Below are 23,661 nucleotides of genomic sequence, written 5' to 3'. Positions count from 1 at the left end.
ATGGCAGAACAATTCGATGTCATACTGAGCGAGAAGACGTACACGCCCGATCACTCCTGCAAGCAGAACAGCTGGATAGGTGACTACACAAAAGCGTACAATGAGTTCCTCAAGGACCCTGACGCATTCTGGGACAAGGCCGCAAAGGAACTCCACTGGTTCACGCCGTATAAGAAAGTGAAGGAGTGGAACTACCCCTTCGCCCGCTGGTTCGTCGGCGGGAAGACCAATATCACCTACAACTGCCTTGACCGCCACGTCATGAGCTCCCGCAAGAACAAGGTGGCGCTCATCTGGCGGGGCGAAGACGATACCGAGCGGATCTATACCTACCGCCAGCTCTTCCGTGAGATGCTGAAGGTCGCAAACGGCTTAAAAAAACTCGGCGTGAAGAAAGGCGACCGCGTCTGCATCTACATGCCCATGGTGCCGGAGCAGATCATCTCGATGCTCGCCTGCGCACGCATCGGTGCGGTCCACAGTGTAGTCTTCGGCGGTTTCGGGGCAGCCGCACTCAACAGCCGGATCACCGGCTGCGGTGCAAAGGTCGTCATCACCGCGGACTCAACCTTCCGCCGGGGCAAGACCATCCCCTTGAAGCACATCATTGAAGAAGCGATCATCAATGCCCCCACCGTCGAGTATGTCGTGGTCCTCCGTCGCGAGCTCCACCAGCCTGTGGAGATCCACAGCGAGATGGAGATCGATTTCTATGATATGATCAAGGATGTCCGCCCGGAGTGCGAGCCCGAGATCATGGACGCAGAAGACCCGCTCTTCATCCTGTACACGAGCGGATCCACCGGGGCGCCAAAAGGGATTGTCCACACCTGCGGGGGATACATGGTCGGCGCACATTACACCAGTAAGAATGTCCTCGATATCAAAGACAACGACGTGTACTGGTGTACTGCCGACCCGGGCTGGATCACGGGGCATTCCTATGTTGTCTACGGTCCGCTCTCGCTCGGGGCAACCCTGGTTGTCACTGAGAGTCCCCCGGATTTCCCGGACCCCGGCGTGTACTGGCGCATGATCGAAGAGTTCGGGGTCACGATCTTCTACACGGCACCGACGGCTATCCGGATGTTCATGAAACTGGGCGAGGAATGGCCGGACAAGTCCAACCTCAGCTCACTCCGTATCCTTGCTTCGGTTGGCGAGCCGCTCAATCCTGAGGCATTCGAGTGGTTCTACCGGGTTGTCGGCAAGGGCAAGTGTCCCCTCATCGACACCTGGTGGCAGACCGAGACGGGGATGCAGATGGTCACGACAACGGTGGGCGAACCAATGATGCCCGGGTTTGCCGGCAAGCCAATTCCCGGTGTTGTGGCAGATGTCGTGGATAAGGACGGAAAGCCGGTGCCCCCGGGTACCGGTGGGTTCCTTGCAATAAAAGAGCCGTGGCCCTCGATGATGCGTTCGGTCTACAATGATGAGGAGCGGTATCTCAAGTACTGGCACACAATCCCCGGATACTACGCGGTTGGCGACCTTGCTGTGAAGAACAAGGACGGGTATATCATGGTGCTCGGGCGGTCTGACGACCTTATCGTTGTTGCCGGCCATAATATCGGTACCGCCGAAGTCGAGAGCGCGCTGGTCTCCCACCAGGCCGTTGCCGAATCCGCGGTTATCGGTAAGCCGGACCCGGTCAAGGGCAATATCATCAAGGCGTTTGTCATCCTTCGCCAGGGCCATACGGCAAGCGACCGGTTGAAGAATGAACTCCTGTACCATGTCCGGATCACGCTCGGCCCCATTGCCATGCCATCCGAGATCGATTTCGTCACCTCGCTTCCCAAGACCCGGAGCGGCAAGATCATGCGCCGCGTCCTCAAGGCAAAAGAGATGGGCATGGACCCTGGCGACATATCCACTCTTGATGAATAATTTTCCCGGGATATGAACCCAATTTTTTAAATACTGTTTTGTGGCATTTATAAATATGAAGGTACGGCCAGAAGACTCCCTCAAGATCGAGAACATCGTTGCCTCAGCAAAGGTGACGGACTATCTTGATCTCCCCGCTCTTGCTTCCAAAATCAAGGATGCCGAATACAACAAGAAGCGGTTCCCGGGCGTAGTTCTCCGGATGCAGGACCCGAAGATAGCTGCACTGGTCTTCGGGTCCGGCAAGGTTGTGCTTACCGGAGCAAAGAGCATCGACAGCCTGAGTAAAGGGCTCAATATTCTCGGGAACCTCCTGCGCAAACTCGATATCGATATCCCCAAGAAGCTGGAGTATAAGATCCAGAATATCGTAACATCCGCCGACCTTGCCACGGCCATCAACCTCAACAAGATCGCGGTGGGTTTCAACCTCGACCGCATCGAATACGAGCCCGAGCAGTTCCCCGGGCTCGTGTACCGTCTCGACAACCCGAAAGTCGTCGTCCTCCTCTTCGGGTCCGGCAAACTTATTATCACCGGGGGCAAGGAACCGGAAGATGCCAAGAAGGCGGTTGTCAAGATCCTCTCGGACTTACGAAGCCTCGGGCTCCTGTAATTCTTTTTACTTTTCTCTAAAAGGTAATGATTTATGGTTATTTCTTCACCTGTCACTGTGCAGGTATCGGGGATCAGCGAGGCTGAAAAACCTGAACTGCCGGTTTCTCATAATATAAAAAGTTGGCACTGGTTGCCTGCCAATAACAGAGCCTATATATCCTAATTTAGATAATTGTAATATGTAAGATGAAAATCTGATGGATGTGATGCATGAGAACTGAGAGCGTTATGTACTTTACCGAGAAGGAGGAGGAGTTTGCAAATCTCCTCATCGAGATTGGAACGAAGAGAAATGTTGCCAAGGTCCTTGTATTCCTTGCCAACACTCCTGAAGCAACCTCCCGGGCTATCGAGCGCGGGACCGACCTGCGGCAGCCCGAGGTCAGCATTGCGATGCGCTACCTGATGGAGCAGGACTGGATCACCAGCCGCGAGAGCAAGGCCGAGAGCAAAGGCCGCCCGGTAAAGATCTACGAGCTGTCAAAACCCATTCAGGAGATCATGGACAGCATCGAGAAAGAGAAGAAGAAGGAAGCCAACAACCAGCTGGCACTTGTCCAGAAATTACGGCACTATATCCGCTGAAGTTATCTTTTTAATCCCTTTTTCATTTCCCACGATCACGGTGATCTTATTTGCGTAACCGCAGAAAAGGCCGCTCTCGACTACGCCGGGGATCTCTGCCATCGCCTTTTCGAGCCCTGCTGGATCGGCTATGGACGGAAACGTACAGTCAACGATAAAGTTTCCGTTGTCCGTGATGACCGGGCCGTCCTTTTTCACTCCCTCGCGGATCACCGGGCGGCACCCGAGCCCGCGGAGCTGGGCCACGACCGGAGTTACCGCAAACGGCAGGATTTCCACGGGAACCGGGGCGGCGAAGCGGGAAACGACCTTTGCCTCGTCCACGACAACGATGAACTGGAATGCTGCTGCTGCAACGCATTTCTCCCGCGTCATGGCAGCCCCCCGGCCCTTGATGAGATTAAGGTGCGGGTCAACCTCGTCCGCTCCATCAATGGCCATATCAATGATCGGGTGGTCGTCAAGTGTCGTGAGAGGGATAGCATATTCACGCGCCCTCATGGCAGTCTGGAACGATGTCGGGACGCCGGTCACGTGCAGGCCCTCGCGGACGCGCGCAGAGAGCCGTTCGATCATGTAATACACGGTAGATCCGGTCCCGAGACCGATGACCATGCCGTCTTCCACCATATCCGCTGCCTGGAACCCCGCAGCGGACTTTGCCGCCATGAGAGCGCGCGCCTTTTCGTCCATGTCAGTGAAACGTATCGGTTCGAGAATAATTAAAACTGGTGATTCTGCGGCATGCAGGCCCCAAAAAAACGGAGGTTATGGAGAGAAGATCTTCCGGATCGCGTCCTGCGTTCCGTAGGCCGTGCAGTCAAGGGTGATGGGAGTTATCGATACATTCCCCTTCCGGACCGCGTGGACATCGGTCCCCTCCCCTGCATCCTCCACCAGCGGTCCGTTGATCCAGAAGTACGGCCTTCCCCGCGGGTCGAGACGTTTCTCAACTCCGGTATGGAAGAGCTTACCGGCAAGGTGCGTCACCTCGTACTCCCCCGTCACCTTTGACGGGATGTTCACGTTGATGACATCGGCACCGGGAGGGAACCCGGATGCGAGCACGCGGGAGACAACATCGCGCACAACCTTTTTAGCCTCAGCAAAACTCTGGCCATGAGTGCGGGGGTCATCGAACTTATCACCCTGGTCCTCCACCTGGAGAGAGAATGCAATCCCCTTGGTCCCCTGGTTGGATGCTTCAAGTGCAGCACCGACCGTGCCGGAGGTCATGATAGATTCTGTCGAGAGATTCTCCCCGATGTTGATCCCGCTGACAACGATGGTAGGGTTCAGTTTCAGCGAGTACAGACCGATGATCACGGCATCCGTGGGTTTCCCGGCAACAGCCCACGCTGATTCACCATTGATCACGACCTGCGTTGCCCGCAGCGGCTCGAAAATCGAGATCGACCTGCCGACAGCACTCTGCTGGGTGGCGGGTGCCACCACGGTGACATCCGCAATGGGTCGGAGAGCTTCGTAGGCGGCCCAGAGCCCGATTGAGCTCACGCCGTCATCATTGGTCAGCAGGATCGAGGGTTTCATCGCATTCATTCACTTTTCCGGCAAAGCAGAAATACCTCACCGATTGGATAGGGTAATTTCATTGCAGCGCAAAGAATTGAGGGATGAAGGTCCTCCTTGCCGAATATACAATTGCCCACGAACCTGCTCTCGCCAACGAAGGTGCAGCAATGGTCGCGGTACTGAAGTCGAGTTTTGAGCGCTGCGGGCATGAGGTTGTCCTTCCCGGCCCGGGTGCCTTCGCGGATGAGATTGCGTGCCTTGCTCCAACCTGTGACATGGGCCTTGTCATTGCTCCCGATCACCTGCTCTCGAAATACACGTTCCTGCTGGAGCAGGCAATCCATAACCTCGGGTGCGGGTTCATGGCCGCAGCGCTCTGCGCAAATAAAGAATCGACCGGGAAGATCCTTGCAGAGAATGGCGTGCCGGTTCCTGCGGTTCCGGGTTCCGGAAAACACGTGATCAAACCCATCAAAGGGTGCGGTTCGCAGGGAGTCAGGCTTTCAACGGGATCTCCTGGGGAAGGGGAGTTTTCGCAGGAGTTTATCCTGGGGGAAAACTATTCGGTCAGCATGGTCATCAACCGGGTGATTGGCGATGCCTGCGCATACTATTCGGGAAAACCGCCGGTCGTCCTTGCCGTCAACCGGCAGGAGATCACAGTCGGTCCCGACGGCACATTCCAGTACCTTGGCGGGGAGACACCGGTCCACCCCGACCGGGAAAAGGAGATCATTGACACCGCGGTAAAGGCGGCGACTGTTCTCGGCTGCCAGGGATACTGCGGCGTTGACGTTATTGTTGCGGACAAGGTATGGGTCGTTGATGTCAATCCACGGATCACGACGAGCATTGTCGGGATTGCGGCCTGCATGAAAGAGGAAATTGCCGAAATCCTCGTGTCTGCATCGAAAGGAAACGGCCCCGATGCAGTGCATTTCGGCGGCCGGGCCAGGTTCGACTGCAACGGGAAGGTTACCAGGCTATGATTGGCATCGATGTTGGCGGGGCCAACCTGAAGGTGGTGGATGCGTCTGGCGTCCACATTCATTACTGTCCTCTCTGGGAAAAAGCGCCGATAGCTGAAACGCTCAAAACCTACGTGAAGCACGGGGAAAACAGTGCGGCAGTTGTTATGAGCGGGGAGCTTGCAGACTGCTTTGAGAATAAACTGCAGGGTATCTCCTTTATTGCCGGAGAAGTGCAGAAAGCATTCCCGGGCGCCCGGTTCTATGGTACAGATGCAAGATTCCACGAAGGGCCGGTCCCGCAGCTTGCGGCGGCGAACTGGCTTGCATCGGCTGATTATCTCAGGGAACGGTATCCTGGTGCGATTCTTCTGGACATCGGCAGCACAACAGCGGACATCATCCCGCTCGGGGACTTCGAAGGGCTGCTCGGGCTCACTGACCTGAACCGGCTCCAGAAGGGTTTCCTGCTCTATACCGGAATGCTGCGAACCAACATTGCAGCCATCCTGCAATCCGTGGACCTCAAAGGGATTCATACGCCGATCAGTTCAGAGTATTTTGCATCAAGCGCCGATGCCCATCTCGTGCTGGGGCATATTACTCCTGATGAATATACCTGTGACACACCAGACCATAAGGAGAAAACCCGGACCGCTTGTCTCAGGAGACTGGCACGCGCAGTCTGCGCAGATCTTGACGAGATTGGTGATGAGGGCGCACTGGAGATTGCGCGTCAGGCACATGAGCGGCAGAAAACGGCTGTCTGCGATGCTGTCCGGGCCTGTGCAGGAAGCCATGGTTCACAGGTGATTCTCGTTGCCGGTATCGGCGCAAAGCTCTTTTCCCGGGAACTTGGGGGACGGGACCTGAACCGCGAACTGGGGGCAGTGGCTGATGCACTGCCGGCATTCGCGGTACGGGAGAGAGCACTCAGGGACAAAACACCAAGTAATTGAGAGGCCGGCAGAGCATGAATGCATGGAAGGCAAGTCTCATTCTCCTGATCGGATCGCTTGCAGTCACGTTCCTGATGTGGTACTGGGGACTTCCTTTCTTCTTCCTCTTCCTCTTTGTCCCGCTTCTCCCGTTCCTTGGCAGGAAAAAATCCATCCGGCGCTGTCCTGCCTGTGGCTGGGAGACTTCCGGTAATGAACGATACTGCCCGTATGATGCCACTCCCCTTGAAACAGGGGAACAGGGTAAAAGGAGCAGTTGAAAGCAGCTTCCCGTGCTGCATGGTGGGAGACAGGATGACCACCAGGGCAGTTGTTGTTTCACTATCACCGCTGGATTAAACAAGATCCAGGCGCCCCATCAGCCCCGGATACTCTTTCAATTTTTTTATCGGATCTTTTCGTCAATGCATTGCATTCATATGGGCAATAGTTTTCAGTATGCGCGGGGCATCCTGATACGAAGTGGTGCACGTTTCATTACGTTCGCATTATCTTTTTGCGATAAATTCATTTTTTCATTAGCCCGTTTTTACGCGGTTTTTTCGAATAACTGCACCACAATGCACCACCGGAAAAAAGCAGAGATCGGATGATGAGTATTATATATAATCATATCAAAGTTGACGGTGCCTACCACACCCCATCAACAAACGCGGGGAATTAAGGTGAATTGATGAAACTGCCCCGGTACCTTGAAAATGCATTTACCGGCCTTGAGGCTGCAATTGTCCTCATTGCCTTCGTCGTCGTTGCGGCCGTCTTCTCCTATGTTGTTCTCGGGGCAGGTTTCTATACAACCCAGACCGCACAGGCAACGGTACATACCGGTGTCGCCCAGGCCAGCTCAAGCGTAGACATTAGCGGTAATGTCATGGGAGTTGCACTGGGAGAAAGGCCCGAGCGCCTCACCTACATCAACGCAAGCATCATGCTCATGGCCGGGGGAACACCGATGGACCTCAACCAGATGGTCATCTCCTACTCTGACACCGGGAGCGGTCGGAATGCAAGTATCAACCTGACTCCCTCCGGCTGCGGCACCATCCTGGAAACCAATGCTGCAACAGACAACGATATCCAGTGGTGTGTTTCCCAGAAAATCAATGACGTGGGAACAACCAATAACCTGATCGAACCAAACGAGATCTGGATCCTCACCATCGGGATGCCCTCGACAGCCCGCATCAACCAGAGGATTACCTTCAACCTGCAGCCTGCCGTGGGGGCTGTCTCATCCTTCTCAAAGAGGATTCCCGGAGCACTCTCACGGATACAACCCCTCTACTAATCTCTTATTACACCCTCTCCCTGACGCGGATAATCCATCATTCTTTTTAGCCAGCAGTGCCAATGCTGGATCATTGCGTGATGACCATGGCCCAGCTCCTCCTGTTTTCTGTCGGACCTGTCAGCGGTGCTATCCCCCTGGAGGAGATCGTCCGGGTCATCCGGATGGTCAGGCCGAAGAAGAGAAAGGCGAACAGCCCGCCCTGGAATGCGGGAACCTTCAATCTCCATGGAAGGACTCTCCCCGTAGTCTCAATGAGGAGCCTGTTCGGGCTGAATGATGCGGGTCCCGGGCTGACGGATATGCTCATCATTGCCCGGGCAGGAAGCCAGGATCTGGCACTCTGGGTCGATACAACATCCGGCGTCCACGAGATCCCGCTTCCCCGGGACGCAAAGGGGATGCCAAGGCAGGCGTTTCCTGAAGGTTCCGGTGTTTTAAAAACCGCTGAAGGGCTCCTGGTCATTTATGATCTTCCCGGGCTGATCGCATCCGGGGGGATTGTGGCCGACAGCGCCGATGACAATCAGGTCCCGTCCCGCGACATAACCGGACAGGGCAACGGCAGGAAGACCCTGGCAGGACCTGATGAAGAGGGTGAGCGCATCAATGCGGTGCTGGCCGAACGTGCAGCAAAGATAGCCCGCCCGGAAGAACCTTTGACCGAAACGAACACCGTTGAAGTCCTCAAGTTCCGTCTCGCGTACCGCGAGTATGCAATTGAGATGCAGAATATCCGGGAGGTTATCCTGACAGGAGAGATCACGATGGTCCCCGGAACACCGGCTTTCATCTCCGGCATCTGCGTTGTGCGGGGCGAGATCATCTCCCTTGTCGACCTCCGCGTCCTGCTTGCCATTCCAGAGACAGGGCTCACCGACCTGAACCGCGTGATCGTCCTGACCGACAGGACGCTGACGTTCGGGATCCTGGCAGACCACATCACCGGTATCGGCACCATCGAACTGGACCACATCTCAACGGAACATCCCGACGTCCCCATCTCTGCGGACAGGTATGTAAAGGGAGTGACCGAGGGTCCCCTTGTTGTTATTGACACCCGCGCGCTCTTTTCCGATCCGTCAATGATCATAGACGAAGCATGACATCATTTCCTTAAAAGACCGCTGCGGCTAATCGCTGGATTATCCGGTCACATCAGGTAAGTGAGAATCACTACGTTTATGCAACATGCGGTCAGGATATACAATCAGGGAATTCCTGGAACGTTCCGGAGACAAATTTATGCTTGAATTCTTCTCAAACATGAAAGTCGGGACAAAGATCCTGGTCATCTGCCTGTTCCTCGCCATCATACCGACGCTGCTCCTGGGTGTTGTTGCCTACACGACATCGAGCAGTGTCATCAGCGAACAGACGCAGTCGCTCCTGGAGACACAGGTCCAGGACATGAAAGGCTGGACTAACGATGTGTACAAGCTCACGCGCAACAAGGTCAACAGCGACCTGAATGTTGCAAAGCAGAATTTTTACGCGAAAGGCACCCCGCAGATCATCAACGACCAGATGACGCTTGTCAGCAATGACGGCACGCAATATGTCGTGAATGACAACTTCGAGATCGTTGACAAGGTCCAGTCGATGGTGGGCGGTGCCGCGACTGTCTTCCAGGTGTATAATAACAGTTATGCAGCGCGCATCTCGACCAATGTGCTGGACTACAATGGCCAGCGTGCCGTAGGGACTCACCTGACTGATAATGTCTATGAGGTTGCGGTAGAAAAGGGCGAGACCTACTATGGCAGGAGGGACCTGTTTGGCAAGGACTACGTTACTGCATATGAGCCGATCAAGGACCCGGGTGGAAAGATCATCGGTGTCCTTTTCGTAGGAACCGAAGCCGGTCAGACACTTGATGTGGTCAAGAAAAGTATCCGTGACACGGTTGTCGGGGAGCACGGATACATGTACGTGATCGACAGTACCGGAACCGTTCTCGTTCACCCGAATGCCGAAGCCCAGAACTGGGCGGACAGGGCGTATGTCCAGGAGATGCTGGTAAAAAAAGAAGGGGCTATTCCTCACGATGTGGACGGGACGCAGGTCATCGATGCTTACACGTATTATGAACCCCTGGACTGGTACATTGTCTCCCGGGCGGAACTTGCTGACTTCAGCGGCCCGATCGACACCATCCGGAACACCATCTTCGCCCTGGTCCTCGCATCCATGGGCAGCGGTGCGGCTGTCGCGGTCCTCTTTGGGAAATCCATCTCCGAACCCCTCCAGCAGGTTGTCCTGATGATCCGGGAGCTCAGGAACGGCCACCTCTCGGCCCGGCTGAACCTGAGACGCAAGGACGAGATCGGCATGATGTCTGCAACCATGGATGAGTTTGCCGATGATCTCCAGACAAACGTTGTCGGCGACATCAAGAAAATCGCAAACGGGGAATATATCGAACAGTTCTCTGAACCGGTGGATGACCGCGATGAGATCCGGCCGGCCCTCAGGATGATGGTCGATTCCCTGGACCACCTGCACAAGGAGACGATCAAGCTGACCGATGCAGCCCGGGCGGGCGACCTCTCTGTCCGCGGTGACGAGAAGGCATTCCGCGGGGGGTACCGGATGATCATTGCCGGTTTCAACAAGACGCTTGAGACGATCACGGAGCCGGTCAACGAAGCCATGCGCCTTGCCCGCTTCTATGCATCCGGTGACTTCACGGCCCGGTTTGATGAGAAGATCCCGGTTGCCGGTGAATTCGTTGCATACCGCGATGCCCTCAATACCATCGGTATTGAACTCCAGCGGCTCATGAAACTGATCAACGAAGAGCTGTACGAGGGTATCTCCGTTCTCTCCTCGGCTTCGAGTGAACTGCTGACCGTGACGACCCAGCTCTCCTCGACCAGTTCACAGACTGCATCTACGGTGAACGAGACCTCCGATACGGTCGAGAGCGTGCGGACCAAGACCGACCTGATGAACCAGAAGACAAAGGAGGTCTCCGAGAAGGCAATGAACGCCCTGAAGGTTTCCGGTGACGGCCAGAAATCGGTACAGGAGATTCTTGACGGTATGAACCAGATCCAGCGCCAGATGGATATGGTTGGAATGAACGTCATCAAGCTCTCCGAGCAGAGCCAGGCAATCGGTGAGATCATCGCAACCGTGACGGACATCTCGGAGCAGTCCAACCTGCTTGCCGTCAACGCATCGATTGAAGCGGCCAAGGCCGGAGAACTCGGGAAAGGTTTTGCCGTGGTTGCCCACGAAATCCATAATCTTGCAGAGCAATCGAAGCAGGCGACATCAAATATCCGTACCATCTTAACAGATATCCAGCGGGGCGTTTCGTCGACGGTGATATCAACCGAACGGGGCACAAAATCCGTAGCCGATGCAGTCCGGCTCACAAGCGATGCCCGGGAGGCAATCGAGGTCCTCACGCGATCGACCGCCGAATCGTCACGGCAGGCCATTGATATCGCCTCATCCATCCATGAACAGGCAACCGGCATGGATCAGATATCCCTTGCCATGGAGAAGATCCGGGACGCAGCCCAGAAGAACCTCGAGATCACCCGGAAAGCAGAGAAAACGGCAGAAGACCTCCACGAGCTGGGTCTCCGGTTAAAGAAACTCACCGTCCAGTACCATGTCTGAAGTGCACCTTCCATGAAAGGAACGGATGCTGAATTCACGAAAAAACTCCTTGCCACGTTCCGCGAGGAAGCACGGGAACACCTGGACGTCATCGTCGCAATACTCCTCGAGCTGGAGAAAACACTCCCCGTACCGGATAGTGCAACGGTCGAGCGGATTTACCGGACAACCCACAGCCTCAAGGGTGCGGCACGGGCTGTGGGGCAGAAGGAGATCGAATCCGTCTGCCAGAACCTGGAGAACATCTTCTCCCGCATGAAAAAAGGGACCTATGTCCCTGATGCAGATGATTTCGATATCTTCCACCAGGCAGTGAGGGTGATCCAGTGCCTCCTGGATGGAGGTGGGCAACCCGTTACCCCGGTAACGGATATTGTTTCTTCACTCAGGTCCCTTTCCCGGAAAGAATCATCTCCTGATAGTTCCGGGACTCATGGGAAACAGGAACGGGGAAAACCTCAGGAGATTATCACTGCAAAATCCCCTGAGGGTAAGCCGGGAGCAAAATCCTCCTTACTGGAGAGGGATCGTGGTGATATCCGGAAACCTCCTGCGCTCCTCTCGACCACAGGCAGACCAGAGAGGGACGGTGCAACGGTGCGCATTGCAGCACACAAACTTGACCGGCTCATCGCGGGTTCTGACGATCTTCTCACAACGCGCCTTTTTATAACGCACCGCATGCGGGAACTCGAGGAATGGCTGGCACGCTTCACCATCTGGCGATGGAACCAGGCCGCCATATCCTCGGATATCCATCGTATCCGCGAGCGATCATATGGGTCCGGAAAGGCGGACCTTCCGGCAGATCTCGTCCTGCCGCTCCAGCGGCTGGTGGAGTTTTTGGACTATGACCGCGAGTTCGTCACCTACCTCCAGCATGATCTTGCGGAATTTATTCGCGCAACAGACCGGGATCGGGCTGCACTCGAAGCCAGCACATCGGAGATCTCCGAACTCATCCATGATGCCGTCCTCCTGCCGGTTTCAAGCGTTCTTGCTCCGTTCCATGGCCTAGTGAGGGAGTATTCCCGCACTACCGGAAAGCAGGTTGAGCTGGTGATCGAAGGCGGGGAGATTGAGGTAGACCGTCGTATCCTTGACAGCCTCAAGGATCCCCTGATGCACCTGATCTACAACAGTATCGACCACGGGATCGAATACCCGGATTTACGGGCCCCGCACAATAAATCCATACGGGGAACGGTCCGTATCCGCGTTGTACTTGTCTCCGGGGGGAAAGTTGACATCGAGGTATCCGATGACGGAAAGGGTATCGACGGGAGCGAGATCAGAAAAGCAGCAGTCAGGATCGGTCTTATCACGGAACAGGAAGATGCACGGCTTACCGATGCCGAAGCGATCTGGCTGATCTTCCGGTCCGGCTTCTCGACCAGCCCCATTATTACGGAAGTCTCCGGAAGGGGTCTTGGTCTTGCCATTGTGGAAGATACCATCACCCGTCTTGGCGGGTATGTAACCATCGCGTCCGAGCACGGGAAGGGTACAACCACCACCCTGCGTGTCCCGGTCCGCCTTGTGACCTTCCGCGGCGTTGTGGTCCGGTCCGGAAGCCAGGTCTATGTCATCCCCATGCAGCAGGTTCGGCAGGTCTTACGGATAAAGCCCGATACCATCTTCACCCGGGGCAGACGCCAGTACATCAGGGTTGACGACCAGACTATCGGCATTGTCAAACTATCCGATATCCTTGATGTACCGCCATCCAGCCTGCCACATGGGAAAGATGCCCCGGTCTCCCTTATCGTTATCGCATACGGTGCCGGCCAGGTCGCGTGCCAGGTGGACGAGATCGTGCATGTCCAGGAGATTGTTGTCCGGCCGCTCGGGAGCCAGCTCAGGAGGATACGCCGGATTGCCGGAGCGGCGATCCTTGGCGACGGGACGCTTGCGCTTGTGCTCGATCCTCCTGAACTGATCCAGGAATCGCTCAGGATCAGCACCCGCGGGGCAGCGCCGGTGCAAAAAGGCGCTCCCGCACCAGTTGTCCTTGTTGTCGAAGACTCCGTGACCTCGCGGGCGTTCCTCCAGATGCTCCTGGAGCGCGAGGGGTACCGGGTGATGACAGCCACTGACGGAATGGTGGCTTTCGCAATTCTTAAAGAGCATCAGGTCGATATTGTCGTATCGGATGTTGACATGCCCCGCATGAACGGATTTGTACTTACCGAGAAGATACGGAGCGATCCAAAACTCCACTCCCTTCCGGTCGTTCTCGTAACCTCGCTGGACTCGGCAGAAGACCAGAACCACGGGATGGCTGTCGGAGCGGATGCATATATTGTCAAAAGCAGTTTTGAGAGAAGCGCCCTGCTTGCCGTTGTCAGGAACCTGATCAGGACAAAAAGGCCGCAGGGTCGTTGAGGAGCAGGACGCTGAATCATGGAACAGATTGCCAAAAAAATCGTAAAGATCCTGATCGTGGAAGACAGCCGCACCCAGGCGGAATACCTCCGCCACATCCTTGAAACTGAGGGCTATCGCGTCCTGCTGGCCGAGAATGGCAGGGACGCACTTGAGAGTGTCACAAGCTTCCTCCCCACCATGATCCTCTCGGATATCGTTATGCCCGAGATGGACGGGTATGAACTCTGCACAAGAATCAGGCAGGATGACAAGACCCGCGATATCCCGGTCATCCTTGTCTCCCAGCTCTTCGATCCTGCTGACGTGATCCGCGGCCTCGAATGTGGGGCTGATGATTTCATTGTCAAACCCTATGACCCGGACTATATCCGGGCCCGAATTACCGGCATCCTTGAAGCGATCGACCAGCCGGATCCGGAAGGAGTCCCGTCCCCCCTCGACATCTCCCTTGCAGGAAAGACCCACCGGATCACGGCAAGCAGGCTCCGGATCATCCGGATCCTGCTCTCAACGTACGAAGTCGCGGTCCGAAGGAACACCGAACTCGAGGAGGCACGGGAGCAGCTCAATGCCATGAACGAACAACTCCATGGTGCCGTCGATGACATGAGGCAGTCAAATGCCCGGCTTGAATCGGAGAACAGCGAGCGGAGGAGGGTGGAAAAAGCGCTCGATGAGGCCAACAAGAAACTGAACCTGATGGCAAGCATCACCCGGCATGACGTGGTAAACCAGCTCACAACCCAGAACGAATCCCTCGAATATGCACTCAGGCTGAAAGATACCGACGCACCAAAGGCATGGGAATATGTCTCCGCCGCAGCCCAGATCGGGACCCGTACCCTCAACTCCATAAAATTCACCGGGGACTACCAGAAAGTCGGGGTCAAGTCACCCCAGTGGCAGGATGTCCGTTCCCTTGTCGATGCCGCAGCCGAAGAGAAAGTCCCCGGTAACCTGAAGGTCAGAAACGAAATTCCCGCCGGAACCAAGATTTATGCCGATCCACTCATCGGCAAGGTATTCTCCAACCTGATGGAGAATTCGGTGAAATATGGTGAGAATGTGACGATGCTCCGTGTCAGCCTGGAAAACACCCCTGCCGGGTCAACAATAGTCTGCGAGGACGATGGCATCGGGATCCCTGACGGGAGAAAGGAGTCGATATTCACCTACGAACACGGTATGACCATGGGTCTTGGTCTCTTTCTGGCCCGGGAGATCCTGGCCATCACCGGGATCACCCTGCACGAGACCGGGACCAGCGGCTCCGGGGCCCGCTTCGAGATCCGCTGCCCGGAACAAGCCATCCGCAACCATGATCCCGCATCCGCGTAATCCCTCCCACGGGGGCTGCATCCGCAAGAAAAAAACCTGTCTGCCCGTTTGCATCTGAACCAGCATCTGAGTTGAGTGTCAAGGACGCCCTGCCATGAACATCCCCTACCTGTCCGTTATCTCCCATCCCACCCAGAAAAACCGTATCCTCCTGCTCTCGACAGTCACTGCATGCACCCTTGCCGTAAACCTCTTTGGTATCCTTGCCGGGCTCACGGCAGTCCTCTCCCACCTGCTCTACTTCCCCATCATCCTTGCCTCCTACTGGTATCCCCGTCGGGGCCTTTCTTTCTCCCTCCTGGTCGCAGCTCTCTTTGCCCTGCAGGTAATTCTCTTTGCCCCGCTCGATCTCGTGCTCGGCCTCGCCACCATCACGCGATGCGCGATCCTCGTGCTTGTCGGGTGTGTTGTCTCGCTCCTGTCGTGGAACCTGGCACAGTCTGAAAAGCAGCTCCAGGACATCATCGAGTTTTTGCCCGATGCTACCTTTGCCATCGACAAGGAGGGGAAGATCATTGCCTGGAACCGTGCACTGGAGCTTATGACAGGGCGGCTGAAAGCCTCGATGCTCAACCGCGGCAATCACGAGTACGCGCTTGCGTTTTATGGCGATCGCCGCCCGATGCTTGCTGGTCTGATCATCGGTGACGGAAGCGACATCCCGAAAAAATATCCCCAGGTAAGAAACGAATCCGGGACACTGATCTCAGAGATATTTCTCCCGCAGATGCAGGGCGACCGGGGCATGCACCTCCGCTTCTCCGCCTCACCGCTCCTGGATGCAAACGGGAACATTGCCGGTGCCATCGAATCCATCCGGGATATTACCGACCGGGTCATGACCGCATCCGCGCTGGAGAAGACCAGCCACCGCCTCAACACGCTTGCCGGCATCCTGAGGCACGATATCTCCCGGAAACTTGCTGTCCTCTACGGCCAGCTCCGGTTTGGCGTCATGAAGTTCTCGGATCCCGAGATCATCGCGTACATTGGAGACCTGAAGGTTGCTGCTGACGGGATAACACGGCAGATCGATATCTCCCGCGAGTTCCGCGATATCGGTGGTACTCCCCCATCATGGATCGCTGTGCAGAATGCAATTGCCACAGCCGCCGATCGCCTTGAGTTCAGGAACGTGACATTCCATGCATGGACCGACCGGCTCTGTGCCTTCTCGGACCCGCACCTGCCCACGGTCTTCTACCACATTCTCCACAACTCGCTCCAGGAGTCAACGCATGCAACAAAGATCGTCATCACGTACCAGGTCCGGCCTGAGGGCTGCGCCATCATCATCGAGGACGATGGGACGGGCATTCCGGAGCATCAGAAAGACGCCCTGTTCGTGCAGCGGGAGGACAGTTACGGCAGGGGGCTTTTCCTCGCCGCAGAGATTGTATCCCTGACCGGCATGACCCTTCGCGAGACGGGGGAGTACCGCAAAGGTGCACGGTTTGAGATCCTGGTCCCCCCCGAAGGGTACCGGATAGAAAACGCTGTCACCAGGATTGCGGTGCCCCAGCGGTACACATCTCCCGATGAGAAGGGGGGCCCGGTGGGACGGGAATTGCTCGCAGGCGAATTCTCTCTTGCCGATGAAATCTGGAAGGAGTACCATGACACCAGCGGCGATCCCGCGGTGGACCGTATTTTCGGCGTATACCAGTCCGGTGAACTGGTCTCCATTGCCCGCTGCCGGCGGCACCCGGACGGGCTTGAGGTGGACGGCGTCTTTACACCGGCCTCATTCCGGAAGAAGGGATACTCCCGCATTGTCGTTGGCGCGCTGGTGGAGGCCTGCCATAATGACGACCTCTTCATGTACGCAGTCCGCCATCTTGAAGGATTCTACCACCATTACGGCTTTGAGCCCATACCGGAAACCCTGCTTCCCCCGGCGATCCGCGAACGATACACGTGGGCTGCCGGCAATCTGGAGGGGGCCGAGGTTCTCCCCATGCGGCGGAAGGCCGGGCTCTGACCGCAGAGAAATATAATTAAAAGCTCTGAAAAAATCCTTCCCTCAACATACTCGACTGAAGTACGAGTGTGACACCCACTCTCCTCAGACCAAGAGCCAGCCTAAGAGGACAAGCCTCCTTGATTCCCCAGTTTTTTTTGCTCTGTGGAAAATCTTTGAAGTAATGATGGGGGCTGATGCCCCCATACCCCAGGTTGAGATGAACGGCCGCTGCCAAAGTCGAAGGCTGATGCCTTCTCCAGGTAATCCTCGCTGATGCCCCTATACCCCCGGTTGAGATGAACGGCCGCCGCCATAGTCGAAGGCTGATGCCTTCTCCAGGTAATCCTCGCTGATGCCCCCATACCCCAGGTTGAGATGAACGGCCGCCGCCAAAGTCGAAGGCTGATGCCTTCTCCAGGTAATCCTCGCTGATGCCCCCATACCCCCGGTTGAGATGAACGGCCGCTGCCAAAGTCGAAGGCTGATGCCTTCTCCAGCTAATCCTCGCTGATGCGACGATTACCTTCCCGAAGGGCACCCCGCGGCGGCATCAATTTCTTATACGAGACAACGCTTTGTAAAAGTATCCATTTCAGGTAATACAGAGGCATCGCCTGCCCCCCCGCCCCCTTTGGGGGGTGTTGAATCTCATCAGAGATGAGACACGAGAAGAACCTGCAAGGTTCTTCGAGTCAGGGGAAGTTCGAAGATTTCCCAAAGGGAAATCTTCTCATCCTCCAGGTCTGATGACCTGTCGGAGGCGCAAGGGGGGTCAATCATCTGGAAGGAGAGATTCTACAGAGGAGCATAATTAAAAAAAATGAATGCGGGACGTCCCTGTTACTTGTGACGGAAGAGAGGGATCATTGGTTTAAGGGGATCGTACGAACCCCGTGCCGAGAGATCATAGGTCCGTAAGAAGGCGCCCCCCATCACGTTCTCGAAGCTTGCAACAGCCTTTGCCTCCGGAAGCATCGCCTCCAGCGGGTACTCGTTGACCTGGTCGGCGGCAAGTGCCTGGATGCAATACTCAATATTGACCGGGACAAGCGAGACGTGGACGTTTACGGCATCGGCATTGCCGGAATTCCGGATGATGATCCCCTTTGCATCATCCTTCAGTTCAACGACAATGTCGGGCAGGTTCTTTGTATCCTGCATGATGAAGAGAGACATGGCAATAACTGCAACAAGGACAAGGACAACGCCGCCAGCGTAGATACTGATGTAGGATGCGACAATCGTGAGGATTATCCCGGCACCGGCCAGGATCAGGATTTTCCGGTCCATAGTTTTCATTGTCCCGTTCCCTTCATCTGTTTAACGGTTTTTTGCCGGGATTTGCTTTTCGTGTTCCTCATGTGACAGTTGCATCCACGATCTGCCCGTCCCAACTCGTTCACGGGAGGTTATGGAGCTTTTTTAAGAGATCGATGGTCTTCCGGTTGGCTTTTTTGACCGGCTCCTCCGGGACCCGGGCCGGATTTGTCGATCCCAGTGTGTCGAATACCGAGCGGATCGCTTCAGGCTGGGACGGGCCGTAACCCCCTTCGAGCACGAACGCCAGGGGACAATCCCTCCCGTCACGGACCAGCGCTGCGAGCGTCCCGATATCTGCGGGCTTAAGGAGCATGCACTCCTGCGGATCATCGGACAGGGTGTCCTGTCCCGCGGACACGATGACAAGGTCGGGACGGAAGCGCTCCACAGCCGGGAGGATCACTTCCGTGAAGACCGCGTAATAATCGGCGATACCGGACTTGTGGACAAGGGGGGCATTGACATTGAAGCCCATGCCTTCGTTACTGCCGATCTCCTGTAAGGTCCCGGTATGAGGAAAATTGTCCATCTCGTGGGTTGAACAGTAGAGCACCCTGTTGCTGGAGTAAAAAATATTCTGTGTTCCGTTGCCGTGGTGGGCATCCCAGTCGATGATCGCAACGCGGTCGACCTGCTGCAGCGCATGGGCGGCAGCCACCGCGGCGTTATTCAGGAGGCAGAACCCCATTGCCCGGTCCGCCTCTGCGTGATGGCCCGGGGGGCGTACGAGAGCAAAACAGCACTCCCCGTCAAACGACCGGTCCACGGCAGCAATGGCGGACCCGACCGCGTAGGTGGCCACTTCATAGGAACAGGGATTGATGTACGTGTTCTGGTCAAGGTATCCCTGCTTGATCTGGTTGTTCTCGAAATACCCGCCGGTGTAGATGTACTCGTCGAGCGTACAGAAGTCAACGTGTTTCACGCACTGCCGCTCAAGCCAGGTGAGGTACCCGGGAACATGCACCCGCTGAAGTTCCTCAAAGGTAGCGGGAACCGGGGGGTAGATAAAGAGACCTTTTGGCAGGCGTTCAAGGATGCTGACCAGCCGGTCATGGCATTCCTTGTGCCCTTTGCAGTCATGGTTGGCAAAGATATCCCCGGTTATCGCTGAGCACTTCATGGTACCGTATGGAGCCCTGTATTGCAGTAGTCTTCTCCTTTTTCCTGTTTGAACCTTATTACTGTAACACCCGGTCCCAACGAAAAGTGACTGCACGGATGCAGTGAAAAGCAGCAATGCTTGGCGCTGTACCTGTTTGCTCGTCCCAGTTTATGTCTTTCCGGCTTCTGGGCGCGCAAACAAAAAACTATCCAGATTAAGCCTCCACATGTTCCCGTTATAACCGAGAAAAGACCATCAAAAGTGAATTACTGAACGAAAATACCGAGAAAAACCTTTTTCTTCTCTATCCACGGCGGACATTGCAGGACTATTACTGTTGCCTGAGCCCTGTCCGGACGGCGAACGATTCGAAAATTATTAATAACAACATACCCGAGATTCTGTTTAACCTATACGAGACCCGTAATGTCAGTTGCTGGTATAGGTGATTGATTCAGAGGTGTGTAAAAAAATGGTGTTTCATCCACCGGTAGCTATCACGGCCAAGGCCGGAGATGCCGGGAAGTACAAAGTTGGCCTGCCGGCCTGGAACATGGTCCTCCGTGGATTCATGTCCGGTGCATACATCGCCATGGGTGCTGCTCTTGCGACGGTCTGTTCAACCGGTATTCAGGCAAGCGATCCAGCGCTTGCATTCGGCACGGCAAGTGCCGGTTTTGCCCAGTTAATCCTGGGTGCTGTGTTCCCTGTTGGGCTTATTATCACCGTGCTTACCGGTGCTGAGCTCTTCACGGGCGACGCAATGCTCGCCCCGATGGCCGCGTTCGTCCACAAGGTCACCTGGACCCAGGTCCTGAACCTGTGGCTCTGGGTATACATCGGGAACTTCATCGGATCGGTTGTCTTTGCCTACATCATGGCAAACGGGCCGTTCGTCAGCTTCGATGCAGCAGGTGTCGGTACCCTGACAGCCTTTGGTACACGCGCCATTGCGATTGCCAAGGCCAAGACCGCATATGTCGGCCTTATGGGCTTCTGGTCTGCGTTCCTCAAGGGCATTGCGTGCAACTGGCTCGTCAACCTCGCCATCCTGCTCGGTATCTGTGCAGATGACGCGGTCGGCAAGTTCTTCGGTATCTGGTTCCCGATCATGGCCTTCGTTTCCAGCGGATTCGAACACTCGGTCGCGAACATGTACTTTATCCCCGCGGGTATCTTCGCGCAGGGTTTTGTTACAGATCCCACCAAGATCGTTGCAAGTGTCAACTGGGTCACGATGTGGACTGCGAACGTCATACCGGTTACGCTCGGTAACATCGTCGGAGGCCTGCTCTTCGTTGGTGTGATCTACTGGGTCGCATTCCGGAAAGAGATCGCAGCGCTGAAGTAGATCCTTAATCATAACATTTTTCGATGAAGATCGGAAATGTTGATGTAAAGGTCTCAATTCTCGCAATTGCGGTCTTTGTAATCTTTACTATACTCGTAATAATCGCCTCAATATACAGTCCGGCAGTCAGGTCACACCTGATCTGGCTTGTTCCGGTCCTTTTTATGCTGATCATCCTTCCCGTTGCTCTCAACTACATGAGCCAGCGGCAATATGCTGATCTGAGGCCGGAGTATGAACGGCAGGCAAAAACCGTCCGCGTGAGACTGATCAACGAGAGCATGATCGGCAAGATCGTCCGGATCGAAGGTGTTGTTGAACACGCCCGCTTCCAGTTCCTGAACCGTCCGCAGTATTCTGTTGCCGACCGGACCGGTGCAATTCCGGTCAAGATGTTCACGAATCCTGAAGAAGATATCAAGGTCAATGATATCGTCGAGGTCCTCGGCCAGGTCATCCGGCGGTATATCGTCACCGGTGATCCCATCATTAATTGTGTCTCCATCAGGAAGACGGGAAAGAAACCGGGGAATTAGAAAAATCCGGGATTGTCAGGCAGCCAGGGGAATTTTCCATGTCTACGACAGATTCTGAAGGGGCTCCCTCCCAGGGTGCAGGACGATATTTCGAAGCGGCCGTGCCGATCATCGCATTTGGCGTGACGGGTGTCGGGATACTCTTCTGGAGCGCGGGATACCCAGTTGATTTCCAGTACGTCTCGATCGGCTGCACGATCAGTTCGTTCATCCTTGCATACCTTGCCTGGATCCGGCCGCGGAAGGATATCGTTGCGCTCTCGACCCCGATTTACGGCATCGTTTTTCTGGCCACCCCCATCGAGGCTGCGGCTGGGGCTGTACTCCAGCTTCTCTATGCTGCAGGACTGACGGTCCTCCTTTTCAGGCTGAAACGTCGTTTCAGTGCCGGGATGGGCAGACCTGCGGCATTATCTTCCGATGAGCCGCTGGGAAAGTACCAGGCCCGCATTCTTGCGGAAATGCCCGCGGTCTCTCCCGCGCTCGCGCTTGCGGCTGCCAGGATCTTTATCCGGTTTTCAGAGGGGGAATATGATGAGTCCGGCAGGCTCGCTTCAACGGTGCCGGAGGTTGCAGCCGGGACTGCTCCCCACCTGTTGGCACAGGCTTTTGCGATCATCTCCTTCCAGGCAGGCCGCATGGGTGAAAAAGAATCCGTTCCCGGTGAGTACCCGGTCTTTTCCGCAGAAGAACAGCACCTGCTTTTCTTCCCCCTTCCTGACTCTACGGACAAGGAAAGGGCGTACAGTCTCCAGCTGGATAACGCCCTGGTCCTGCTCTACGTAGTCGCTCTTCGCTGCACAGAAACCGAGATTCAGGTGAGCCTTGACAGGCTCTGCCTCTTTGCGCGACGCCTTGTCGGGGAGTGAGAGGCAGACGGATAATTCCGCATCCGGATTATTTCAGGGAAAATGAAATGGTGAGAAAGAGTGATGGGATCAGTCCTGGTACCTGGTGATATGGTTCAGAGGTGTGTATATCATCCATGAAAAAGGCAGGTACTGCCCATCTGACCGGTATGCTGTGCGCTAGTGCACAAACACTATGCACGATATCTATGTATATCACAGCCACTAAATAAGCGTTATTACATATCTTTCACAATAGCAGCCGATCTGTGCAGGGGACAGATTTGATGGGAGACATTCAGAGTACAGATGAAGCCGCACGGATCCGCGCCGTGTTGAAAGATCATCCCCTTGGCATGAGTATCAAGGAGATCTCCGCTGCCGTGAACATGAGCCGTAATTCCGTGGCAAAGTATGCCGAGGTCATGACAACTGCCGGGCAGCTTGACGTCCGCCATGTTGGAAATGCCAAACTCTATACCCTCTCACACCGCGTCCCGGTCTCGGACCTCTTAAACCATGCAAAGGAACTCATCATCGTCCTTGACAACGATCTCCGGATCATCCAGGCCAGCAGTTCATTCTGTATGTTTGCCGGTGTGACAAGAGAAGCAGTCCTCAATACCCGGCTCAGCGCCCTCCCGTTTCCCCTGCTCTCTCCCGAGGACGAGCGCGAGATAGTCGCTCTCCTTGCCGGCGGGCCCCTGTGGAAAAAGGAGATCACCGTCTCCCATAACGGCAGAGAGGTGTATTTTGAGGGAAGGTTCATCCCGACAACCCTGGAGAACGGGTCCTTTGGAATAACTCTTATCCTGGAGGACACCACCGAACGCACGATCGCCCGCCGCGCATCCGAGGAGCGCGACCGGCTCCTCCGTACGCTCTTCCAGATCCCGACAACTCCCCGGTTCTTCATCGACAAGAACCACAAGGTCGTATACTGGGACCGGGCCCTGGAGATCCTCACCGGGATCAAGGCTGAGGATGTCGTGGGGACAAGCGACCACTGGAAAGCGTTCTACTCCCTGCCCCGGGTGTGCCTGATTGACCTGGTGGTTGATGGCAATGTGGAAATGATCGCCCGCCAGTTCAGCGGCATGGGTGCGCCAGGTGACGGGACGGACGGCAGAGTAGAGTGCACGGACTTCTTCCCGGATATGCATGGCGGGGGGAGATGGCTCCGCGTTACAGCGTCGCTGATCCGGGATACCACGGGAACGGTAACCGGCGCGATGGAGACCGTTGAGGATGTCACCCACCTGAGGAAAGGCCAGTTCATCATCCAGAAGGCGTGACAGAAAAGGCAAGCCGTTCCCCTGAAAACAAGACTTGATT

At 55.6% G+C, this 23,661-nt stretch carries 20 protein-coding genes; 16 read left to right on the top strand and 4 right to left on the bottom strand.

The annotated features are described in order from the left end of the window. From acs to PHF39_RS03255, 3 genes are all read left to right on the top strand, one after another. Complete coding sequence (gene acs, locus PHF39_RS03265; protein ID WP_300220139.1) at nt 1-1,893, top strand: acetate--CoA ligase; 1,893 nt, start codon at nt 1-3, stop codon at nt 1,891-1,893. 55 nt (nt 1,894-1,948) lie between these two features. Then, a complete protein-coding gene (locus PHF39_RS03260) occupies nt 1,949-2,509 on the top strand; it encodes a TATA-box-binding protein (RefSeq protein WP_300220137.1) in 561 nt (186 codons plus the stop codon). 212 nt (nt 2,510-2,721) lie between these two features. Beyond that, entirely contained in the window at nt 2,722-3,096 is a 375-nt protein-coding gene (locus tag PHF39_RS03255; RefSeq protein ID WP_300220135.1) for an ArsR family transcriptional regulator, read from the top strand. Here PHF39_RS03255 and rpiA read toward each other — a convergent pair. Together rpiA and surE are read right to left on the bottom strand one after the other, a co-directional pair. Further along, entirely contained in the window at nt 3,076-3,789 is a 714-nt protein-coding gene (gene rpiA, locus PHF39_RS03250) for a ribose-5-phosphate isomerase RpiA (RefSeq protein WP_300220133.1), read from the bottom strand. The genes PHF39_RS03255 and rpiA overlap by 21 nt on opposite strands. Before the next feature lie 75 nt (nt 3,790-3,864). Further along, the gene (gene surE / locus PHF39_RS03245; RefSeq protein WP_300220270.1) at nt 3,865-4,647 is read right to left on the bottom strand and encodes a 5'/3'-nucleotidase SurE; all 783 of its coding nucleotides are present in this window, start codon (nt 4,645-4,647) and stop codon (nt 3,865-3,867) included. A gap of 83 nt (nt 4,648-4,730) precedes the next feature. Here surE and PHF39_RS03240 point away from each other — a divergent pair, with 83 nt between their 5' ends. The 9 genes from PHF39_RS03240 (at nt 4,731) to PHF39_RS03200 (ending at nt 17,184) form a co-directional block, all read left to right on the top strand. Beyond that, nucleotides 4,731-5,618 (top strand): ATP-grasp domain-containing protein, encoded by an 888-nt coding sequence (locus PHF39_RS03240; RefSeq protein WP_300220131.1) that lies wholly within the window; start codon nt 4,731-4,733, stop codon nt 5,616-5,618. After that, on the top strand, nt 5,615-6,556 hold the full coding sequence (locus PHF39_RS03235) for a hydantoinase/oxoprolinase family protein (protein WP_300220129.1): 942 nt from the start codon (nt 5,615-5,617) through the stop codon (nt 6,554-6,556). The genes PHF39_RS03240 and PHF39_RS03235 overlap by 4 nt, the downstream gene beginning before the upstream one ends. Before the next feature lie 14 nt (nt 6,557-6,570). Next, nucleotides 6,571-6,816 carry a hypothetical protein gene (locus PHF39_RS03230; RefSeq protein WP_300220127.1) on the top strand — a complete coding sequence of 82 codons (246 nt, stop codon included), beginning with the start codon at nt 6,571-6,573 and terminating at the stop codon, nt 6,814-6,816. 413 nt (nt 6,817-7,229) lie between these two features. Beyond that, on the top strand, nt 7,230-7,844 hold the full coding sequence (locus tag PHF39_RS03225; RefSeq protein ID WP_300220125.1) for an archaellin/type IV pilin N-terminal domain-containing protein: 615 nt from the start codon (nt 7,230-7,232) through the stop codon (nt 7,842-7,844). A gap of 62 nt (nt 7,845-7,906) precedes the next feature. Further along, complete coding sequence (locus PHF39_RS03220; RefSeq protein ID WP_300220268.1) at nt 7,907-8,950, top strand: chemotaxis protein CheW; 1,044 nt, start codon at nt 7,907-7,909, stop codon at nt 8,948-8,950. Nucleotides 8,951-9,089: 139 nt separating this feature from the next. Continuing rightward, nucleotides 9,090-11,477: a Cache 3/Cache 2 fusion domain-containing protein gene (locus tag PHF39_RS03215; protein WP_300220123.1), complete on the top strand. Its 2,388-nt coding sequence runs from the start codon at nt 9,090-9,092 to the stop codon at nt 11,475-11,477. A 12-nt stretch (nt 11,478-11,489) separates the two neighbouring features. Continuing rightward, nucleotides 11,490-13,862 carry a response regulator gene (locus PHF39_RS03210; RefSeq protein WP_300220121.1) on the top strand — a complete coding sequence of 791 codons (2,373 nt, stop codon included), beginning with the start codon at nt 11,490-11,492 and terminating at the stop codon, nt 13,860-13,862. Between the two features lie 18 nt (nt 13,863-13,880). After that, complete coding sequence (locus tag PHF39_RS03205) at nt 13,881-15,203, top strand: hybrid sensor histidine kinase/response regulator (protein ID WP_300220119.1); 1,323 nt, start codon at nt 13,881-13,883, stop codon at nt 15,201-15,203. 94 nt (nt 15,204-15,297) lie between these two features. Next, nucleotides 15,298-17,184 carry a PAS domain S-box protein gene (locus PHF39_RS03200; RefSeq protein ID WP_300220117.1) on the top strand — a complete coding sequence of 629 codons (1,887 nt, stop codon included), beginning with the start codon at nt 15,298-15,300 and terminating at the stop codon, nt 17,182-17,184. An 822-nt stretch (nt 17,185-18,006) separates the two neighbouring features. Here the strand turns inward: PHF39_RS03200 and PHF39_RS03195 are convergent. Together PHF39_RS03195 and PHF39_RS03190 are read right to left on the bottom strand one after the other, a co-directional pair. Further along, nucleotides 18,007-18,465 (bottom strand): hypothetical protein, encoded by a 459-nt coding sequence (locus tag PHF39_RS03195; protein ID WP_300220115.1) that lies wholly within the window; start codon nt 18,463-18,465, stop codon nt 18,007-18,009. 100 nt (nt 18,466-18,565) lie between these two features. Next, a complete protein-coding gene (locus PHF39_RS03190) occupies nt 18,566-19,609 on the bottom strand; it encodes a histone deacetylase (protein ID WP_300220113.1) in 1,044 nt (347 codons plus the stop codon). A gap of 454 nt (nt 19,610-20,063) precedes the next feature. Between PHF39_RS03190 and PHF39_RS03185 the strand changes: the two genes are divergently transcribed. From PHF39_RS03185 to PHF39_RS03170, 4 genes are all read left to right on the top strand, one after another. Beyond that, the gene (locus tag PHF39_RS03185; RefSeq protein WP_300220110.1) at nt 20,064-20,942 is read left to right on the top strand and encodes a formate/nitrite transporter family protein; all 879 of its coding nucleotides are present in this window, start codon (nt 20,064-20,066) and stop codon (nt 20,940-20,942) included. Between the two features lie 23 nt (nt 20,943-20,965). After that, a complete protein-coding gene (locus PHF39_RS03180; RefSeq protein ID WP_300220108.1) occupies nt 20,966-21,478 on the top strand; it encodes a nucleotide-binding protein in 513 nt (170 codons plus the stop codon). 38 nt (nt 21,479-21,516) lie between these two features. Further along, on the top strand, nt 21,517-22,347 hold the full coding sequence (locus tag PHF39_RS03175; protein ID WP_300220106.1) for a hypothetical protein: 831 nt from the start codon (nt 21,517-21,519) through the stop codon (nt 22,345-22,347). A gap of 266 nt (nt 22,348-22,613) precedes the next feature. Continuing rightward, complete coding sequence (locus PHF39_RS03170) at nt 22,614-23,621, top strand: PAS domain S-box protein (protein ID WP_300220104.1); 1,008 nt, start codon at nt 22,614-22,616, stop codon at nt 23,619-23,621. Nucleotides 23,622-23,661: the final 40 nt, after the last annotated feature.

This window comes from Methanoregula sp. (assembly GCF_028712425.1).
In the GTDB taxonomy this organism is placed as follows: Archaea; Halobacteriota; Methanomicrobia; order Methanomicrobiales; family Methanospirillaceae; genus Methanoregula.
The sequence above is the reverse complement of the archived record's forward strand: the minus strand, read 5'-3'. Positions and strand labels throughout refer to the sequence as shown.

Excerpts from the sequence above, each read along its gene's own strand:
- PHF39_RS03190 (WP_300220113.1), bottom strand. The coding sequence starts at position 19,609 with ATGAAGTGCTCAGCGATAACCGGGGATATCTTTGCCAACCATGACTGC.
- PHF39_RS03215 (WP_300220123.1), top strand. The coding sequence starts at position 9,090 with ATGCTTGAATTCTTCTCAAACATGAAAGTCGGGACAAAGATCCTGGTC.
- PHF39_RS03240 (WP_300220131.1), top strand. The coding sequence starts at position 4,731 with ATGAAGGTCCTCCTTGCCGAATATACAATTGCCCACGAACCTGCTCTC.
- PHF39_RS03230 (WP_300220127.1), top strand. The coding sequence starts at position 6,571 with ATGAATGCATGGAAGGCAAGTCTCATTCTCCTGATCGGATCGCTTGCA.
- PHF39_RS03220 (WP_300220268.1), top strand. The coding sequence starts at position 7,907 with ATGCTGGATCATTGCGTGATGACCATGGCCCAGCTCCTCCTGTTTTCT.
- PHF39_RS03210 (WP_300220121.1), top strand. The coding sequence starts at position 11,490 with ATGAAAGGAACGGATGCTGAATTCACGAAAAAACTCCTTGCCACGTTC.
- PHF39_RS03205 (WP_300220119.1), top strand. The coding sequence starts at position 13,881 with ATGGAACAGATTGCCAAAAAAATCGTAAAGATCCTGATCGTGGAAGAC.
- PHF39_RS03225 (WP_300220125.1), top strand. The coding sequence starts at position 7,230 with ATGAAACTGCCCCGGTACCTTGAAAATGCATTTACCGGCCTTGAGGCT.
- PHF39_RS03255 (WP_300220135.1), top strand. The coding sequence starts at position 2,722 with ATGAGAACTGAGAGCGTTATGTACTTTACCGAGAAGGAGGAGGAGTTT.
- PHF39_RS03180 (WP_300220108.1), top strand. The coding sequence starts at position 20,966 with ATGAAGATCGGAAATGTTGATGTAAAGGTCTCAATTCTCGCAATTGCG.
- surE (WP_300220270.1), bottom strand. The coding sequence starts at position 4,647 with ATGAAACCCTCGATCCTGCTGACCAATGATGACGGCGTGAGCTCAATC.
- rpiA (WP_300220133.1), bottom strand. The coding sequence starts at position 3,789 with ATGGACGAAAAGGCGCGCGCTCTCATGGCGGCAAAGTCCGCTGCGGGG.
- PHF39_RS03235 (WP_300220129.1), top strand. The coding sequence starts at position 5,615 with ATGATTGGCATCGATGTTGGCGGGGCCAACCTGAAGGTGGTGGATGCG.
- PHF39_RS03175 (WP_300220106.1), top strand. The coding sequence starts at position 21,517 with ATGTCTACGACAGATTCTGAAGGGGCTCCCTCCCAGGGTGCAGGACGA.
- acs (WP_300220139.1), top strand. The coding sequence starts at position 1 with ATGGCAGAACAATTCGATGTCATACTGAGCGAGAAGACGTACACGCCC.
- PHF39_RS03170 (WP_300220104.1), top strand. The coding sequence starts at position 22,614 with ATGGGAGACATTCAGAGTACAGATGAAGCCGCACGGATCCGCGCCGTG.
- PHF39_RS03185 (WP_300220110.1), top strand. The coding sequence starts at position 20,064 with ATGGTGTTTCATCCACCGGTAGCTATCACGGCCAAGGCCGGAGATGCC.
- PHF39_RS03200 (WP_300220117.1), top strand. The coding sequence starts at position 15,298 with ATGAACATCCCCTACCTGTCCGTTATCTCCCATCCCACCCAGAAAAAC.
- PHF39_RS03195 (WP_300220115.1), bottom strand. The coding sequence starts at position 18,465 with ATGAAAACTATGGACCGGAAAATCCTGATCCTGGCCGGTGCCGGGATA.
- PHF39_RS03260 (WP_300220137.1), top strand. The coding sequence starts at position 1,949 with ATGAAGGTACGGCCAGAAGACTCCCTCAAGATCGAGAACATCGTTGCC.